Below are 16472 nucleotides of genomic sequence, written 5' to 3' on the forward strand. Positions count from 1 at the left end.
CGCGGGTGAATGCGAGGGGCCGAACCGGACTGTCCGGTTCGGCCCCTCGCGTTTCGCCCGTCGGCCGCTCGTCGCCCCTGGCCTTGCGGCCCCTTGATTCACTCCCGGTCCGCCCGCGGGACCGCCTCGGGTTACCGGTGGCAACCCCCTTTCCCCGCTGGTTGCCTTCCCTCACTATGGTCACCCGGCAAACTGGCTGGTACGTCAGGAGTGTTCGAGTGACGGCGCGGGGCGCGGGGAAGGCGGACGCATGGCTCGGGGCGAGGGCAGAGGGGTCGGCGACGACGGCGGGACCGGGAGCGGCGTGCACACGGGGGCGTCCGACGCACGCCTGACGGAACTGCTGCGCGCCGACGCCTCGACCGGCTACGCGGCGCTGCGGGAACTGCGCGCACGCCACCGGCCCGCGGTCCTCGCGTACGCCCGGCTGTGCACCACCGGTGACGCGGCCGCCCGGGAGCTGACCGCCCACGCCTTCACCCTCGCCGCCCAGGAGACCGTGCGCGGTGTCGACCCCCGCGGGCCCTGGCGGCATCAACTCCTGCTGCTGGCCGGGCGGGTGGCCCTCGCGTGGGCCGGGGACGAGCGGTCGGGCGGGCTCGACCCCGGGCTGCTCGCGCGGCTGCGCGAGAGCCATCCCGGCGGGCCGCTCCCACCGATGCTCGACGCGTTCCGGTCGCTGCCCGCCCGGGTCCAGGGCCTCCTCTGGTACGGGATCGTCGAGCGGGAGTCCGAGGACGAGACGGCCGGAGCCCTGGGCGTCACCCGCGAGGACGTGACGTACGGGACGGAGCCGGCCCTCCAGGCGTTGCGCACGGCCTTCCTGCAGTCCCACCTCGCCGCCTCCGGTGATCCGCGCTGCCAGGACTTCCGCCGGCTGATCGAGGAGTCGGTCCATCCCGACAGCCCCCGCCACAGCGCGGACCTGCGCGCCCACATGGCCGAGTGCGGGCACTGCGCCCTCGCGTACGGGCAGCTCTCCGCGCTGCGGGACGACCGTCGCACGGCACTGGCCGAGGGTCTGCTGCCGTGGGGCGGCACGGCGTACGCCATGGCAGGCACGGCCGGTGCGGGCCGGGCGCACGCGCACCCGCCCGCCGCGTCGCGGCCCCGGGCGGTGCTGGGCACCTGGCCGCCGTCCCGCCGCTTCGTGCTGGCCTCGGCGGCTCTCGGAGTCGCCCTCGCCCCTCTGCTGCTCCTCCTCGTGGCCTCGGACGGCTCACGGCCTCAGGGGGCGGCCGGCACGAGACCCCCGGTGCGTCCGCCGGTCACGGTGACGGCCACGGTTCCCACGGCGCCGTCCCCCTCCGCCACGGCCGGCACGACCGGGCCGCCGAAGCCGACGAGGAGCCCGAGCCCGTCGAGGCCGGCGTCCCCGAGCCCGTCCCGCACGAAGCCCGCCCCTCCCCCGCCGCCTCCCGGCCACGGCTACGCCCAGGTGGTCAACCTCGGCACGGGCCGCTGCCTGGACATCGCGGACGACGGCCTGGAGAAGGGCACGGACGTCGTCACGGCCCCCTGTACCTCGTCCCGCACCCAGCGCTGGCGCGTCGACGCCGGCCGGGGAGCCCTGCAGTCGTACGCGGACCCCGACTTCTGCCTGGACAGCCGCGGCGCGACCGACGACGGCGTGGGCGTCTGGGAGTGCGACTCGCTCGACGGCCGCAACGGCGCGAACCTGCGGTTCGCGGTGACCGCCTCCGGCGTGCTCCGCCCGGCCGTCGCCCCGGACCACGCGCTGACGCCGTTTGGCGACGACGGCCTGGACCTGGCCCCGGACACGGGCCGCACGGAGCAGCGGTGGCGGGCGGGCGCGGGGCCTGCGTGACCTCACCCGCGCGGCCGCGTCCTGGTGCCACCGGTGCGGGCTCGGCCCGGGGTGCCCCGGCGGGTCAGGCCACGCGTACGCCCCGACGCCACACGGGGCCGACCAGCGGTACGCCCGGCCGGTAGGCCAGGTGCACGTGGCTGGGGGCGTCGAGGAGGGCGAGGTCCGCGTAGGCGCCGGGGGTGAGGCGGCCGATGTCCGTGCGGCGCAGGGCCCGCGCTCCGCCCGCCGTCGCCGACCAGAGCGCCTCGTCGGGTGTCATCCCCATGTCCCGTACCGCCAGCGCGATGCAGAACGGCACGGACGACGTGAAGGACGAGCCCGGGTTGCAGTCCGTGGAGAGGGCGACCGTGACGCCCGCGTCGAGGAGGCGGCGGGCGTCGGGCCATTCGGCGCGGGTGGAGAACTCGGCGCCGGGGAGGAGCGTGGCCACCGTGTCGCCGCTCGCGAGGGCGTCCACGTCCGCGTCCGTCAGGTGGGTGCAGTGGTCCGCCGAGGCCGCGTCGAGTTCGACGGCCAGCAGCACTCCGGGGCCGTACGAGAGCTGGTTGGCGTGGATGCGCGGGTGCAGGCCCTTCGTCTTTCCCGCCGTGAGGATCGCGCGGGCCTGGTCCCCGTCGAAGGCGCCCTTCTCGCAGAAGACGTCGATCCACCGGGCGTACGGGGCACAGGCGTCGAGCATCTCGCCGGTGACGAGCGCGACGTACTCCGCGGGCCCGGTGGGGTCGTCGGCGTGGTCCGGGGAGACGATGTGCGCGCCGAGGTAGGTGACCTCGTCGGTGTGCGCGGAGGCGATGCGCAGGGCCCGCGCCTCGTCCTCGACCGTCAGCCCGTAGCCGGACTTCGTCTCGAACGTGGTCGTGCCCTGGCGGAGGGCCTCGTGGAGGTAGCGGGTGAGGTTGCGCTCCAGTTCCTCGTCGCTCGCGGCCCGGGTGGCGGCGACGGTCGTGCGGATGCCGCCCGCGCTGTAGGCCCGGCCGGACATGCGGGCGTTGAACTCCTGGGTGCGGTCGCCCGCGAAGAGGAGGTGCGAGTGGGAGTCGACGAAGCCGGGGATCACCGCGCGGCCACCGGCGTCGACCCGGTTGTCAGTGGCGGGTGCTTCTCTTGATTCACCGGTCCACGCGATGCGGTCGCCGTCGATGACGACGGCCGCGTCCTGGATCAGACCGAGGGGAGAGCCGTCACCCAGGGAGGGGTCGTTGGTGACCAGACTGGCGATGTTGGTGATGAGGGTCGTGCTGCCGGGGTTGCTGCCGCTGGTGGTGCCGGTCGTGCTGCTCATGGCGTCCTCGGGGGCGATCGGGGCGACGGGGGCGAGGCCGGGCCCGGGGGCGGGGTCCCGGCCGGGGTTCAGGCGCGGAGGGCGTCGACGGCGTCCGCGAGGGCCCGCGGCACGTTCGGGACGAGGGTGTGTGCCCCGTCGCGCACGATGTGCCGGCCGCCCACGACCGTGTGACGCACGTCCGCCGCTGTCGCGGCGAATACGGCCGTCTCGGCGCCGAGCCGCGGCACCGGCCCCGCGGTTCTGACCGAGTCGAGCGCGATCGTCGTGAAGTCGGCGAGCGCGCCCGCTTCGAGGGTGCCCGCGTCGGCCCAGCCCAGGGCCGCGTGGCCGTCGGCGGAGGCGGCGCGAAGGAGCGCCGCCGCGGTCCAGTGGCCGCGGGTGCGGGTGCGCAGGCGCTCGTTCAGCTCCATGGCGCGCGCCTCCTCGAACAGGTCGATGACGGCGTGGCTGTCGGAGCCGAGGGACAGCGGTGAGCCCGCCTGCTGGAGCGCGACGGCCGGGCCGATGCCGTCGGCGAGGTCGCGCTCGGTGGTCGGGCACATGCAGGTGCCGGTCGACGAACGGCCGAGCAGCGCGATGTCCTCGTCGGTGAGGTGGGTGTTGTGCACGCCCGTGGTGCGCGGGCCGAGCACTCCGTGGTCGGCGAGCAGCCGGGTGGGGGTGCGGCCGTGGGCCGCCAGGCAGGCGTCGTTCTCCGCCGTCTGCTCGGACAGGTGCACGTGGAGTGGGGCCCGCCGCTCCTCGGCCCACCGCGCCACCGTGCCCAACTGCTCGGCGGGCACGGCCCGTACGGAGTGGATGGCCGCCCCGATCCGCGCGTGATCCCGGTCCTTGAGAAGTGAACAGCGTGTCGCCCAGGCCTCGGCGGTGCCGTCGGAGAAGCGGAGCTGGTGGCGGTTCGGGGGCTGCCCCCTGCGGGCGTCGAGAAGGCCGCCCGCGAGGTAGGCGGTGTCGAGGAGCGTGATGCGGATGCCCGCCTCCGCGGCGGCCTCGACGAGCGCCTCGCCCATGGCGTTCGGGTCGGCGTAGGGGGTGCCGCCCGGCGCGTGGTGCACGTAGTGGAACTCGCCGACGGCCGTGACGCCCGCGAGGGCCATCTCGGCGTACACCGCGCGGGCCAGCGCGTGGTAGGTGTCCGGCGTCAGCCGGTCCGCCACGGAGTACATGATCTCGCGCCAGGTCCAGAAGGTGCCGGAGCCGACCTGGACGGTGCCGCGCAGGGCGCGGTGGAAGGCATGGCTGTGGGTGTCGGCGAGGCCCGGGAGGGTCAGGCCGCGCAGGATCTCCGCGCCGGGCGGTGGGCTCTCGGCGCCGGTGCGGACGGCGGCGATCCGTCCGTCCGTGTCCACGTCGAGGGCCACGCCCGGCTCCACGTAGGAGTCGAGCCAGGCGTGCTCCAGCCAGTACGTCGTGCCTCGCGAGCTCACTTGCAGGCCAGCCCTTCCAGTACGTCGGCGAGTGCGGTCACCCCGGCCACGCAGTCGTCCTCGGCGGCGTACTCGGCCGGTGAGTGCGAGACGCCCGTCGGGTTGCGTACGAACAGCATGGCGGTGGGGATCGTGGCGGAGAGGATTCCGGCGTCGTGTCCGGCGCCGGTCCCCAGGACGGGGATCCTCAGGTCCGTGTCCTTCTCCCTGCCCAGGATGCGGGCGATCTCGTCCCGCAGGGCGTGCTCGAACTCGACGACCGGGGTGAACGACTCGCGGACGACGTCGAGGTGGACGCCGTGCGCGTCGGCGTACTCGCGGGCGGCCTTCTCGACGCCGTGGACGACCGTGTCGAGGGTCGTCTGGTCGGCGGCGCGGGAGTCGAGCCAGCCGCGCACGAGGGAGGGGATGGCGTTGACGCCGTTCGGCTCGACCGAGATCTTGCCGAAGGTGGCCACGGCACCCGCGAGCTGTGCCTCGCGGCGGGCGGCGAGCACGGTCTGCGCGTACGACAGCATGGGGTCGCGGCGGTCCACGAGGCGGGTGGTGCCCGCGTGGTTGGCCTCGCCCCGGAAGTCGAACCGCCACCGCCCGTGCGGCCAGATGGCGCTGGCGATGCCGACCCGGTCGCCGGTCAGGTCGAGGGCGCGGCCCTGCTCGACGTGCAGTTCGACGAACGCGCCGATCCGGGCCAGGCGCTCGGGGTCCGCCCCGATGGCGTCCGGGTCGTGGCCGGCGGCCTCCATGGCCTGCGGGAGGCTGGTGCCGTCCGCGTCCCTGAGCCGGTGGGCCTGCTCGGCGGTGAGTTCCCCGGCCGCGAGCCGTGACCCCACGCAGGCCAGTCCGAAGCGGGCGCCTTCCTCGTCGCCGAAGTTCACGATGGCGAGGGGCCTGGTGAACCGCGCGTTCCTGCCGCGCAGTTCGTCGAGCGCGGCGAAGGAGGACACGACTCCGAGGGGTCCGTCGAAGGCACCGCCGTCGGGCACCGAGTCGAGGTGGGACCCGGTGACGACGGCGTCCCCCGCCGTGGGGTCGCCCAGCCAGGCCCACTGGTTGCCGTTGCGGTCCAGTTCGTGGACGAGCCCGCGCGCCTCGGCCTGCTCGCGGAACCAGGCCCGGCAGTCGGCGTCGGCCCCGGTCCAGGCGAACCGGCGGTAGCCGCCGGAGCCGGGGTGCCGTCCGACGGGCGCCAGCTGCCGCCACATCTCGTGGAAGGAGTCCCCCTTCAGCCCGTCCGGCGTCTGCGGACGAGGCCGATCGGGCCCGTCGGGGGTCTGGGGCTGGATGCTCCCGCTGGGGCCGGGGGCAGCGCCCGCGCCGGGCGACGGCTGGTTCACTCGCCCTCCCGCATGGGAATGCGCACGCCGCGCTCGTCGGCGACGGACTCCGCGATGTCGTACCCGGCGTCGACGTGCCGGATGACGCCCATCCCGGGGTCGTTGGTCAGCACGCGCCGGATCTTCTCCCCGGCGAGCTTCGTCCCGTCGGCCACCGACACCTGCCCGGCATGGATGGACCTGCCCATTCCCACCCCGCCGCCGTGGTGGATGGAGACCCAGGACGCCCCGGACGCCACGTTCACCATGGCGTTCAGCAGGGGCCAGTCGGCGATCGCGTCCGAGCCGTCGAGCATGGCCTCGGTCTCGCGGTAGGGAGAGGCGACGGAACCGCAGTCGAGGTGGTCGCGCCCGATGGCGAGGGGAGCCTGCAGCTCTCCACTGGCCACCATGTCGTTGAAGCGCTCGCCCGCCTTGTCCCGCTCCCCGTAGCCGAGCCAGCAGATGCGGGCCGGCAGTCCCTGGAAGTGCACCCGCTCGCCGGCCAGTTTGATCCAGCGGTGGAGGGACTCGTTCTCCGGGAAGAGGTCGAGGATCGCCTTGTCCGTCTTGGCGATGTCGGACGCCTCGCCGGACAGTGCGGCCCAGCGGAAGGGGCCCTTGCCCTCGGAGAACAGCGGCCGGATGTAGGCGGGCACGAATCCCGGGAAGGCGAACGCCCGCTCGTATCCGGCGAGTTGGGCCTCGCCCCGGATGGAGTTGCCGTAGTCGAAGACCTCGGCGCCGGCGTCCATGAAGCCCACCATGGCCTCCACGTGCCGGGCCATCGACTCACGGGCCCTGGTGGTGAAGCCGGCCGGGTCCTTGGCGGCGTACGAGGCCATGTCGTCGAAGTCGACGCCCACGGGCAGGTAGGCCAGCGGGTCGTGGGCCGAGGTCTGGTCGGTGACGATGTCGACGGGGGCGCCCTCGGCGAGCATGCGCGGCAGCAGTTCCGCGGCGTTGCCGAGCAGGCCGATGGACAGCGGGCGGCGGGCGTCGCGGGCCTCGACGGCGAGTTGGAGGGCGTGCTCCAGGGAGTCGGCGCGCACGTCCAGGTACCGGTGCTCGATACGGCGCTCGATGGCGCGCGGGTCGACATCGACGCAGATCGCGACGCCGTCGTTCATCGTGACGGCGAGCGGCTGGGCGCCGCCCATGCCGCCGAGACCGGCCGTCAGGGTGATGGTCCCGGCGAGCGTCCCGCCGAACTTCTTCGCGGCGACGGCGGAGAAGGTCTCGTAGGTGCCCTGGAGGATGCCCTGGGTGCCGATGTAGATCCACGAACCGGCGGTCATCTGCCCGTACATGGTGAGGCCGAGGGCTTCGAGGCGCCGGAACTCCTCCCAGTTCGCCCAGTCGCCGACCAGGTTGGAGTTGGCGATGAGGACGCGCGGCGCCCACTCGTGGGTCTGCATGACGCCGACCGGCCGGCCGGACTGGACGAGCATCGTCTCGTCCTGCTTCAGCGTCCGCAGCGTACGGACCATGGCGTCGAAGGAGCGCCAGTCGCGGGCGGCCTTGCCGGTGCCGCCGTAGACGACGAGCTTGTCGGGGTGCTCGGCGACCTCGGGGTCGAGGTTGTTCTGCAGCATCCGCAGGGCGGCTTCCTGCTGCCATCCCAGGGCGCTCAGTTCCGTGCCGCGTGGTGCTCGGACGGGGCGGGGTCCTGACATGGTCTGCCTCCTGGCGACTGGTGAGCACTCCGGACGGTGCCACTCATACAGTGGATATTCACATCCTGGGCTCCTGAATAGAACTAGTCAATACCTTCGTGGGCCAGCGGGGGCGGCGGACGGGTGTTTGGCTTGATGGATGGGTGCATACACAGGCGCGGGGGACGCGGATCCGGGGGACGGACAGCCGGGCGGGGATCCGCACGGGACCCCGAGCGTTGATCCAGGCCTGGGTACGGCCGAAGGCACCGGCGGGAGTACGGGCAGGAGTGCGGACGGGGGGACGGACGAGGGCGCGGCCACGGCCGTGCGGCGCGACGCCGCCGTGCGCGCGGCCGTGGAACAAGGACTGGTGGGTCCCGCAACTCCCATCGTCGGGCTCCTCGACATCACCGGCATCCGCGACTCCGCGGCCGGCCTGCGGGCCGCCTTCGACGCGGTGACCGCGCCCGGTACGCCGGTCCTGCACGCGTTCGCGGTGAAGGCGACCCCCCTCGTGCCGGTACTGCGGCTGCTGCACCGGGAGGGCATCGGCATGGAGGTCGCGAGCCCGGGCGAGCTGGCCCTCGCCCGGGCGGCCGGGGTGCCGCCGTCCCGCACGGTCCTCGACTCGCCCGCGAAGACCCCCTCCGAGCTGCGGGAGGCACTCGCGCTGGGCATCGCGGTCAACGCGGACAACCCCCAGGAGCTGGCGCGCCTCGACGCGCTGATCAGGTCGGCGTCGACCCGCTCGCCCGTGGGACTGCGGGTGAATCCACAGGTCGGCGGGGGTTCGATCGGCGCGCTGTCCACGGCGACGGCGACCTCGAAGTTCGGAGTCGCACTGCGGGACGAAGGAGCCCGCGAGTGGGTGGTACGGGCCTGTCTGGACCGGCCGTGGCTGACCCGGCTGCACACGCACTCCGGTTCGCAGGGGATGCCGCTGGACCTGATGGCACGCGGGGTGGCCGAGACGTACGGGCTCGCGGAGGAGATCAACGAGCGTGCCGGGCGGCGGCAGATCGACACGCTCGACATCGGCGGCGGACTGCCGGTGAACTTCGGCTCGGACGACCACACCCCGGCGTACGAGGAGTACGCGCGGCTCCTGGCGGCGACGGTGCCGGGACTGTTCGACGGGCGGTACGGCCTGGTCACGGAGTTCGGGCGATCGCTGCTCGCCAAGCACGGGGTGGTGCTGGCGCGGGTCGAGTACGCGAAGTCGGCGGGCGGGCGAGCGATCGCGGTGACGCACGCGGGGGTGCAGGTGGCGGCCCGCACGGTGTACGCGCCGGAGTCCTGGCCGCTGCGGGTGGCCGCGTACGACGCCGAGGGACGGCCGAAGACGGGGCCCGACGTGGTGCAGGACGTGGCGGGGCCCGCCTGCTTCGCGGGCGACCTGCTGGCGGAGGGCCGGTCGATGCCGCTGCTCGAACAGGGCGACCACGCGGCCGCCCTGGACACGGGGGCGTACTACTTCGCGCACCACTACGGGTACAACTCCCTCGCGCGGCCCGGCATCCACGGCTTCGGTCCGGACGGGTCGGGCGGGGTGCGGTTCGCGCTGGTCCGCGCGGCGCAGACGCTCGACGAGATCGTGGCGGAGTCGGGAGGAGCACACGCGGAGGCGCTGACCCGCACGTTCTGAGGCGCCCGCGCCGGGCCCGGACCGGATGAGCGGCGGGGCGGCAGGGCGGCGGGGCTGAACCGCACAGGCATCCGGAGCGCGGCGGCGGGAAGAACTCCCCCGGACGGGTCACCGTCGGGTCACCGATCGGGGGAGGTTCCCTTGTCCACCGCAGAAACCGCCGCGGGTACACCGGCACCGGCCGAGGACCCGGGGCTCAAGCGCGTCCTCGGCCCCAGGCTGCTGATCCTCTTCGTGATCGGCGACATCCTGGGAACCGGCATCTACGCCACCACGGGCAAGGTCGCCGGAAAGGTCGGCGGCGCCCTGTGGCTGCCGTTCGTCATCGGCTTCGTCGTGGCGATCCTGACCGCGGCCTCGTACGTCGAGCTCGTCGGCAAGTACCCGAAGGCGGCCGGAGCGGCCCTCTACACGCAGAAGGCGTTCAAGGTCCCCTTCCTGACCTTCATCGTCGCGTTCATGGTGATGTGCTCGGGCCTGTCGTCCGCGAGCGCCGCGGCCCGCGCGTTCAGCGGCGACTACCTGGCGGAGCTGACGGGCGACGCGCTGCCGCCCACCCTCGTGGCGATCTGCTTCATCGTGCTGCTGGCCGCCCTGAACCTGCGGGGCGTGTCGGAATCGGTGAAGACGAACGTGGTCCTGACGCTCGTCGAACTGCTGGGCCTGCTGATCATCCTCGCGATCGGCGCGTACGCGGTCCTGACGGGTGACGGGGAGCCGTCCCGGCTGGGCGAGTTCGAGTCGAGCGGCACCGGCTACGCCCTGATCACCGGCATCCTGGGCGCGACCGCCCTGGGGTTCTTCGCCTTCGTGGGCTTCGAGGACTCGGTGAACATGGCCGAGGAGACGAAGGATCCCGTCCGCACCTTCCCGCGGGCGATCTTCGTCGGTGTGGCGGTGACGGGCACGATCTACGTCCTCGTGGCGCTCATCTCGTCGCTCCTGGTCGACCACCGGGTGCTGGAGGGGTCGAGCGGTCCGCTGCTCGAGGTCGTGAAGGCGGGCGGCGTCGGCTTCCCGCACGAACTCTTCGCGCTCATCGCCCTGTTCGCCGTCACCAACTCCGCGCTGATCAACATCATGATGGCCTCGCGGCTCTGCTACGGCATGGCCAACGAACGCATCCTGCCGCGCGCCATGAGCCGCGTCCTGCCCCGCCGCCGCACCCCCGTCGTCGGCATCGCCTTCGTGACGCTCCTGGCGATCGGGCTGGTCTCCACCGGTGAGATCGAAGGGCTCGGCGACACCACGGCGTTCCTGCTGCTGTGTGTGTTCGCGGTGGTCAACATCGCCGTTCTCGTGCTGCGCCGCGACCCCGTCGACCACCGGCACTTCCGGGCGCCGACCGTGCTCCCGGTGCTCGGCGCCCTCACGGCGCTGATCCTCGCCAGTCCGCTGGCGGACCGCCCGGCCGACGTCTACATACGCGCGGGCGTGCTGCTGGCGATCGGCGTGGCCCTGTGGGCGGTGAACAAAGTGGTGCTCCGTGTACGGGGCGAGGACTGAGAAGACCCGCTCCGGGAGCACGGACCTGACAGGGTTGGCAGGACCGGGGAGCGACAGGCCAATCAACCAACTCTAGCCAGCCGTTGGCATGTTCCTCAGGAAAATGCCGGATCCCTCACCCCTCGCGCACACGTTGCGTAGCTTCGGCGTCACTCAGCTGAACCGACGGGCGGGAGGGAAGCACCGTGCCCGGAATCGACGAGTGCCTGCTGGAGGCCATGAGACTGCCCGGAGCCCGGGGAGCCTCGGTGGTCGACTGGACCAGCGGACTGGCTCTGGGCACGGTCGGGGACTCACCCAACGGGGACCACGAGGCCACCGCGGCCGAGGCGGCGGAACTCGCCCGGCTCGCCGCGGAACACAAGGCCTTCGCCCCCGAGGAAGGAGCCGACTGGTCCGGCGGACAGCCGCCGGTGGAGGACCTCATCATCTGCAACAAGGACAGCTATCACGTCCTGCGTTTCGTCCGGACGACCTTCGACAGCAGTGTGTTCCTGCATCTGTGGCTGGGGCGTTCGGACGGCAATCTCGCGCTGGCCCGCATCCGCCTGGGCGAGATGGCGGAACGGCTGGTGGTGGGGTGACCACGATGGAGGCTCGCCCGCTGCCGAGACCGGACAGACCCGACCGCGGCCCGTCGGACCCCGCGGACCCGCGGTCCGGCGCCCCGTCCGTGCTCAGCCCCATGCTCAGCCGTCTCGCGGAGGAGCGCGCCACCGGCGTCCTGACGCGGGAACGCGGCGTGCTGTACCTGGTGGAGGGGCAGGTGGTGCATGCCGAGAGCCCCGCGACGCCCGGCCTCGACGTGCTGCTCACCAGCCGTGGGGCGCTGGGTTCCGAGGGCTGGTGGGAGGCGGTCTCGGAGGCGGGGGCGGAGCGCCGCGTCGGACGGTTCCTGGTGGACAGCGGGCGGCTGACGGCGGGCGCCCTGGAGCTGTGCCATCTGGGAGCGCTGTACGACGCGGCGTTCTTCACCCTCGGCACGAGCAGCGGCCCGGCCCGGTTCCGATACGGGGTCGCGCACTGGATCGGCCCCGTACGGCCGGTGACCGTGGACGCGGTGGAGCGCGAGACCCTGCGGCGCCGCGCCCTGCTGCACCGCATCTGGCCGGAGCCGGACACCGACACCGGGGAACTCGTCCGGACCGGCCGTGCCGTGGACGCGGCCCTCCCGCCGCGTCAGCGCACGGTGCTCGACCAGGTGGACGGGGAGCGGACGGCCTCCGACATCTCGCTGGTCCTCGGCCGCCCGGGGTTCCACACCCTGGTCGACGTCCGCCGGCTGGCGGCCGCCGGGATCGTGTCGACGCGCGCGCGGACCGTCGAACTCCGGACTCCGGAGACCCCCGTGGCCCCCGCGCCCCCCGTTTCCGCCGTGACCGCGCAGGCCGCGGAGGCCGCGCAGGCGTCGGCCGATCCCGACGTCGCCCTGCTGCGTCGGCTCAGAGACGCCTTGGAGGCCTTGTGATCCGCGCGCTCCGACAGCGTGCCGAGAGGAGACAACTGATGGCGGCCGAGGCCGAAGTCCTCGACGAACTGCACCGGTTGCGGGCGCGGGTGCCCCAGCTGACGGGCGCGCTCGCGGCCAGCGTCGACGGCCTGGTGCTGGCCCAGGACACTCCGGGCGTGGAGCCGGAGGGGCTGGCCGCGCTCACCGCCGCCGCACTGGGAGTCGCCCTGCGCATGGCGGACGCGACCGGACAGGGCGACTTCCGCGAACTGCTGGTGCACGGCGAACACGGCTACGTGGCGACCTACGTGGCGGGACCGTCCGCCGTGCTGACGCTGCTGGCCGGTGACCGGGCGAACGTCGGCCGGCTGCATCTCGAAGGACGCCGCTCCGGCACCCGGATCGGTCAGCTCGTCGAGGCCGCCGCCGAGGCCCAGCCGGCCCCGGTGGCGCGGACCACCGCGAAGCCCACCGCGCCCCGCACCAGAACCGCGCGCACCGCGCGCACCACCACCGGGCCGACCGGCGAAAGCCGTTGAGCCCGGATCCACCGAACGAAAGGACAGGCACGACCATGACCAACACCGAGACCGCACTCAAAGAGACCCTGGCCTCCATCGAGGGCGCCACCGGGGCGGCCCTCGTCGACTACACCAGCGGTATGGCACTGGGCACGATCGGCGGCAGCAAGGGCTTCGACCTCACGGTCGCGGCGGCCGGCAACACCGACGTCGTACGCGCCAAGATCCGCACGATGGAGCACCTGGGCCTGAAGAGCGACATCGAGGACATCCTGATCACGCTCTCCGACCAGTACCACCTGATCCGGCTGATCAAGGGCCGCGGCGGCAACGGGCTCTTCCTCTATCTGGTGCTCGACGCCAAGCGGTCCAACCTGGCGATGGCGCGCCACCAGTTGAAGAAGATCGAGAGCGACCTGGAGGTCTGAGAGCGGGACCCCGGCGGTCCGGGAGGGATCAGACCAGGACACCGCCCCGACGCCGCGCCCCACCGGGCGCGGCGTCGCCCGCGGCGATCCCGGTGGCGCGGTAGCCCCGGACGCGTTTGCCCGCGGGACCCGCACCACGCCCGAGCCAGTCGACCCGCACCCACAGGAGCGACTCGGCCGTCCGCTCCAGCCGTCCGATCCAGGCCGCCTTGAGGCGCAGTCCCACCCCGGCGCCCGCGAGGAGCATCCCGCCGGCGGCCGGCACGGCGAACGCCGAACCGAGCGCCACGGCGAAGGCGAGCAGCACCCACCACCGGTGTCCCCGGCGCCAGTTGCGTACGGTCACGGCGCGGTCCTGGAGCACGTCCTGCTTGCTCGCGCGGACGGCGTCGGCGGCGAGCGCCGCGTACCGCTTCCGCCGTGCGAGCAGCACGGCCGCCGCCGTGATCAGGAAGAGCGCGGCTCCCGCCAGCACTCCGATCCGCCGTCCCGTGAACCCGGGCACCAGCGCGCCCACCCCCGCCGCGACGACTCCGAGCCACCCCAGCGGGGCCGCTCCGGCCCGTACGACGACGGCCACCCGAGCCAGTCCCTGTCCTCCGCGCGCCACGATCCGCCTCCTCACCAGACGCCTGTTGTGGCGCGCAGATTAGCGGCCGAAGGTGAGACACGTCTGAGAACGCCGCAGAAATCCGGCCGCTCTGCCACTCCGCTACTCCGCCACTCCGCTACTCCACGAACAGGTTTCGCGCGGCGGCCCGCGCGTCGAACTCCTCCAGCCGCGACTGGGCGTCCGGCAGCCCGTCGCACATCGCCTCCAGCAGGACGCGCCCCAGCAGCATCGGCGCACAGGCCGTGTCGAAGGCGAGTCCGGTTCCGACGGCGGCGGGCAGCAGCAGGTCGGACACCTTGGCGACGGGCGCGAACGCGGAGTCCGCGACCGTGACGACGGTCAGCCCGGCCTCCTTCGCGTACGCGAGGGTGTCCACGACCTCCCGCGGGTGGCGGGGCAGCGCGAAGCACAGCAAGGTCGTGGCCCCGGCCCGCACCGCCGCGTCGATCCGGTCGTGCGCCATGGTCCCGCCCTCGTCCAGCAGCCGCACGTCGGGATGGACCTTGGCCGCGAAGTACGCGAAGCCGTACGCCTGGGCGGCGGCGGCCCGCAGCCCGAGCACCGGCAGCGGACGCGAAGCGGCGAGGAGCCGGCCCGCGCGCTCGACGGGGCGCGGGTCGGCCAGCACGGAGGCAAGATGCCGGAGGTTCTCGATCTCGGCCTCGACGGCCTGCTGGTACTCGTTGTACGAGCCGGTGTGCGCGGCGGGCCCGGCCGGTGCGACCTCGCGCAGGTGCTTGCGCAGCGCCGGGTAGCCGTCGAAGCCGAGGGCGACGGCGAAGCGGGTGACGGAGGGCTGGCTGACGCCGGCGAGCTCGGCCAGCTCCACGCTCGACAGGAAGGGCACCTCGGCGGCCCGCCGCACCATGCTGTGCGCGATGCGCCGCTGGGTGGGGGTCAGCCGGTGCCCCTCGAAGAGTGCCTGGAGGCGTCCGGCGGGGCCGTCCGCCCCGCCCGTGCCGCCGTTGTCGGTGTGCGCTGTGCCGTCCGGGCCCGTGTCCATGTCCCTGTCCATGCCCATATTCACGCTCGTGTTCCCGTCCACGCTCATGCCGTGCTCCCCCTCCAGATGTCCGTGAACCGGTCGAGCAGTGCGGCCGCCGCCGTCACGTCGTCCGTGAGCGGCCGGTCGGCCGGGTCCGCGTCGAGCACCGACTCGGCGATCTCCAGCGCCCGGCCCACCGGCAGCTCCGGGTCGGGACGCAGCTCGCGCTGGCGCAACGCCCGTACGGCGGCGACGAGTTCGCAGCCGACGACGAGACGGTACGCGTCGCACGCGCGCAGGGTCTGGCGAGCGGCGAGCGAGGCGAAGCTCGCCTGCTCCTCGACGCCCCGGGAGAGTACAGCGTGGCCGAGCGAGGCGGGCGCGGAGAAGGCCCGCAGGTCACCGAGGGCGGCCCCGGCGGCGTACTCCAGGATCATCACGCCGGAGGAGGCGGGCTCGTGGTCGGCGAGGAAGGGGCGCAGCCGGGTGTAGACGGGTTCGTTCAGAGTGGACAGGCGCGAGGTCGACAGCCGGGCCACCTGGGTGAGGGCGAGCCTGAAGTGGTCGAGGGCGAGAGCGAGCTGGGCCTGGTAGAAGCCGCCGTGGTGGTAGGCGGCCATGTCCTCGGCGCGGATCAGCGGGTTCTCGGCGGCCGCGTTGATCTCGACGGCGAGGACGTCCTCCAGGGCGTCGGCCGCGTCGTGCGCGGGACCGTGGATCTGGGGCAGGCACCGGAAACCGTACGGGTCCTGGATCCGCCCGAGCGGCGGTGTCGGACGGTCCGCCGCGCCGATCAGCTCCCGCATCCGGCGGGCCACTTCGGTGGACCCGCGATGCGGGCGGGCGGCGTGCACGGGCGCCGCGTACGCCTCGTGCGAGCCGTCCACCGCGACCAGGGACAGCGCGGCGACGACCTGTGTGGCCCCGATGAGCCCGCGCAGTTCGTGCAGGGCGAGCGCCGACTGGCCGAGGGTGAGGGCGTTGCTGCTGATGAGCGCGAGGGCGTCGTTGTTGTCGAGCGGTTGCGGCTCGGGCGCGCCCACGTGGCGCGGCACACCGGCGAGCGCGGCCGTGGCCGGGCCCGTGAGCGCGACCGCGGGCACACCGCCGCCCGCTCCCGCCGACGCGCCCGCGCCCACGACCTCGCGCACACCGGTCGGCGCCTCCGCCCCCCGCCAGGGGTGCTCCCCCGCCAGCGCCAGCCCCAGCTGGGCCAGCGCCGCGATGTCCCCGGTCCCCACCGAGCCGAACTCGTTCACGACGGGGTACGCCCCGGTCTCCAGCGCCTCGCACAACGCGGTGACGACGGTGGGGCGCAGGCCTGCCCCGCCCGCGAGGAGCTGGTTGGCGCGCACGGCGAGCATCGCCCGGACCTGCCGCGCGGGCAGTTCCTCCCCGATGGCCCCGGCGTGGCTGCGCAGCAGACGCAGGCCGTGCTCGGCGGCCGCCTCGGTGGGCACGTCCTCGTTCCGGTTGGCGCCGACTCCGGTGGACCGGCCGTACACGCGGCCGGTCGCGGCGATGCGCCGGGCCGCGTCCCAGGACTCCTCGACACGCTTCATCGCATCGGCGGCGGGCACGGGCCGCGCGGACCCGTCGGCGAGTCGTACGACGTCGGTGACACCGGTGCTGTGGCCGTCCAGCACCACGAGGCCGGTCGCTGCCGCACGCGGCGGGTCCACATCCCGAGACGACATAGAGCGCAAACTCCCCTCAATCCGGGCATCGGATCTTGCCTGGCGGCCACAAGTAACCAGCGATTAACACCGCACCGTTGACAAGCCATTCAAGTACAGAGAACTCTGCA

Annotated in this window: 14 protein-coding genes; 7 read left to right on the forward strand and 7 right to left on the reverse strand. The window is 73.5% G+C overall.

Annotation, left to right across the window (positions count from 1 at the left end; genetic code table 11):
- Positions 1-250: 250 nt before the first annotated feature.
- Positions 251-1828, forward strand: coding sequence for a ricin-type beta-trefoil lectin domain protein (locus tag O1Q96_RS40435; protein ID WP_269252841.1), 1578 nt, complete (start codon positions 251-253; stop codon positions 1826-1828).
- A 64-nt stretch (positions 1829-1892) separates the two neighbouring features.
- Here O1Q96_RS40435 and hutI read toward each other — a convergent pair whose 3' ends face one another.
- The 4 genes from hutI to hutU all read right to left on the reverse strand — a co-directional run bounded on the left by hutI (position 1893) and on the right by hutU (position 7535).
- Entirely contained in the window at positions 1893-3185 is a 1293-nt protein-coding gene (hutI, locus tag O1Q96_RS40440; protein WP_419587091.1) for an imidazolonepropionase, read from the reverse strand.
- Positions 3182-4543, reverse strand: coding sequence for a formimidoylglutamate deiminase (locus O1Q96_RS40445; RefSeq protein WP_419587019.1), 1362 nt, complete (start codon positions 4541-4543; stop codon positions 3182-3184). Before O1Q96_RS40445 ends, hutI begins: the two co-directional genes overlap by 4 nt.
- Positions 4540-5748, reverse strand: a complete 1209-nt coding sequence (locus O1Q96_RS40450) for an allantoate amidohydrolase (protein ID WP_269253921.1) — start codon at positions 5746-5748, stop codon at positions 4540-4542. The genes O1Q96_RS40445 and O1Q96_RS40450 overlap by 4 nt, the downstream gene beginning before the upstream one ends.
- A gap of 128 nt (positions 5749-5876) precedes the next feature.
- Complete coding sequence (gene hutU / locus O1Q96_RS40455; protein WP_269252843.1) at positions 5877-7535, reverse strand: urocanate hydratase; 1659 nt, start codon at positions 7533-7535, stop codon at positions 5877-5879.
- 139 nt (positions 7536-7674) lie between these two features.
- Here hutU and O1Q96_RS40460 point away from each other — a divergent pair, with 139 nt between their 5' ends.
- The 6 genes from O1Q96_RS40460 (at position 7675) to O1Q96_RS40485 (ending at position 13067) form a co-directional block, all read left to right on the forward strand.
- Entirely contained in the window at positions 7675-9162 is a 1488-nt protein-coding gene (locus O1Q96_RS40460) for a type III PLP-dependent enzyme domain-containing protein (protein WP_269252844.1), read from the forward strand.
- A gap of 141 nt (positions 9163-9303) precedes the next feature.
- Positions 9304-10668: an APC family permease gene (locus tag O1Q96_RS40465; RefSeq protein WP_269252845.1), complete on the forward strand. Its 1365-nt coding sequence runs from the start codon at positions 9304-9306 to the stop codon at positions 10666-10668.
- 185 nt (positions 10669-10853) lie between these two features.
- Positions 10854-11252, forward strand: coding sequence for a hypothetical protein (locus O1Q96_RS40470; protein WP_055617535.1), 399 nt, complete (start codon positions 10854-10856; stop codon positions 11250-11252).
- A 101-nt stretch (positions 11253-11353) separates the two neighbouring features.
- Positions 11354-12136 carry a transcriptional regulator gene (locus tag O1Q96_RS40475; RefSeq protein ID WP_269252846.1) on the forward strand — a complete coding sequence of 261 codons (783 nt, stop codon included), beginning with the start codon at positions 11354-11356 and terminating at the stop codon, positions 12134-12136.
- A gap of 38 nt (positions 12137-12174) precedes the next feature.
- On the forward strand, positions 12175-12657 hold the full coding sequence (locus O1Q96_RS40480; protein ID WP_217454660.1) for a roadblock/LC7 domain-containing protein: 483 nt from the start codon (positions 12175-12177) through the stop codon (positions 12655-12657).
- Positions 12658-12692: 35 nt separating this feature from the next.
- Positions 12693-13067 (forward strand): roadblock/LC7 domain-containing protein, encoded by a 375-nt coding sequence (locus O1Q96_RS40485; RefSeq protein WP_217454659.1) that lies wholly within the window; start codon positions 12693-12695, stop codon positions 13065-13067.
- A 28-nt stretch (positions 13068-13095) separates the two neighbouring features.
- Here O1Q96_RS40485 and O1Q96_RS40490 read toward each other — a convergent pair whose 3' ends face one another.
- The 3 genes from O1Q96_RS40490 to O1Q96_RS40500 form a co-directional block, all read right to left on the reverse strand.
- On the reverse strand, positions 13096-13677 hold the full coding sequence (locus O1Q96_RS40490; protein WP_269252847.1) for a hypothetical protein: 582 nt from the start codon (positions 13675-13677) through the stop codon (positions 13096-13098).
- A gap of 118 nt (positions 13678-13795) precedes the next feature.
- Entirely contained in the window at positions 13796-14683 is an 888-nt protein-coding gene (locus O1Q96_RS40495; RefSeq protein ID WP_419587092.1) for a MurR/RpiR family transcriptional regulator, read from the reverse strand.
- Between the two features lie 44 nt (positions 14684-14727).
- Entirely contained in the window at positions 14728-16362 is a 1635-nt protein-coding gene (locus O1Q96_RS40500; RefSeq protein WP_269252849.1) for an aromatic amino acid ammonia-lyase, read from the reverse strand.
- Between the last annotated feature and the right edge of the window lie 110 nt (positions 16363-16472).

This window comes from Streptomyces aurantiacus, assembly GCF_027107535.1.
Taxonomy (GTDB): Bacteria; Actinomycetota; Actinomycetes; order Streptomycetales; family Streptomycetaceae; genus Streptomyces.

What these genes read in the sequence shown, in the direction of transcription:
- O1Q96_RS40435 (WP_269252841.1), top strand. Translation starts at nt 251, where the DNA reads ATGGCTCGGGGCGAGGGCAGAGGGGTCGGCGACGACGGCGGGACCGGG.
- O1Q96_RS40450 (WP_269253921.1), bottom strand. Translation starts at nt 5,748, where the DNA reads ATGTGGCGGCAGCTGGCGCCCGTCGGACGGCACCCCGGCTCCGGCGGC.
- hutU (WP_269252843.1), bottom strand. Translation starts at nt 7,535, where the DNA reads ATGTCAGGACCCCGCCCCGTCCGAGCACCACGCGGCACGGAACTGAGC.
- O1Q96_RS40460 (WP_269252844.1), top strand. Translation starts at nt 7,675, where the DNA reads ATGGGTGCATACACAGGCGCGGGGGACGCGGATCCGGGGGACGGACAG.
- O1Q96_RS40475 (WP_269252846.1), top strand. Translation starts at nt 11,354, where the DNA reads ATGCTCAGCCGTCTCGCGGAGGAGCGCGCCACCGGCGTCCTGACGCGG.
- O1Q96_RS40480 (WP_217454660.1), top strand. Translation starts at nt 12,175, where the DNA reads ATGGCGGCCGAGGCCGAAGTCCTCGACGAACTGCACCGGTTGCGGGCG.
- O1Q96_RS40485 (WP_217454659.1), top strand. Translation starts at nt 12,693, where the DNA reads ATGACCAACACCGAGACCGCACTCAAAGAGACCCTGGCCTCCATCGAG.
- O1Q96_RS40495 (WP_419587092.1), bottom strand. Translation starts at nt 14,683, where the DNA reads ATGGACACGGGCCCGGACGGCACAGCGCACACCGACAACGGCGGCACG.
- O1Q96_RS40500 (WP_269252849.1), bottom strand. Translation starts at nt 16,362, where the DNA reads ATGTCGTCTCGGGATGTGGACCCGCCGCGTGCGGCAGCGACCGGCCTC.